1 protein-coding gene and 1 pseudogene are annotated in these 413 nt (G+C 28.1%); both read left to right on the top strand.

Translation table 11 applies throughout. The features are described from left to right. Positions 1-42: 42 nt before the first annotated feature. A pseudogene (locus tag EZH24_RS15215) lies at positions 43-228 on the top strand (DUF4160 domain-containing protein); the annotation flags it as partial. 2 nt (positions 229-230) lie between these two features. Next, the coding region (locus EZH24_RS13515; RefSeq protein ID WP_137999496.1) for a DUF2442 domain-containing protein at positions 231-413 on the top strand (183 nt) is incomplete at its 3' end.

The raw sequence follows: 413 nt of genomic DNA, 5'->3' as shown, positions 1-413 counted from the left end.
ATCATTATCAAAATGTACTTTCAGTAAAAAGAACATAATCCTCCGCATTTTCATGCTATATATGGTGAGTATGTTGGAGTTATTGATATAAACGAATTAAAAATGATAGAAGGTGATTTACCAAATAAAGCATGTTCTCTAGTATTGGAATGGGCAAAAAACAACCAAGAGGAACTATTAAATATTTGGAATACACAAAACTTTAAACAATTAGAACCTTTGGAGTAATTATGATTTTCCACAAAATAAAAAATGTTAAAGCTATGGACAATCTAATCTTAAAAATAATTTTTGAGAATGAAGAAGTAAGATATTATGATGTAAAAAGACTCATCTACGAGCATAAAGAGTTTGAGATATTAAATGACATTAGTTTATTTAATCTAGTAAAGGTTGATTCTGGGGGCTACGGT

This window comes from Brachyspira catarrhinii (assembly GCF_005518285.1).
Classification (GTDB): Bacteria; Spirochaetota; Brachyspiria; order Brachyspirales; family Brachyspiraceae; genus Brachyspira; species Brachyspira catarrhinii.
The sequence above is the reverse complement of the archived record's forward strand: the minus strand, read 5'-3'. Positions and strand labels throughout refer to the sequence as shown.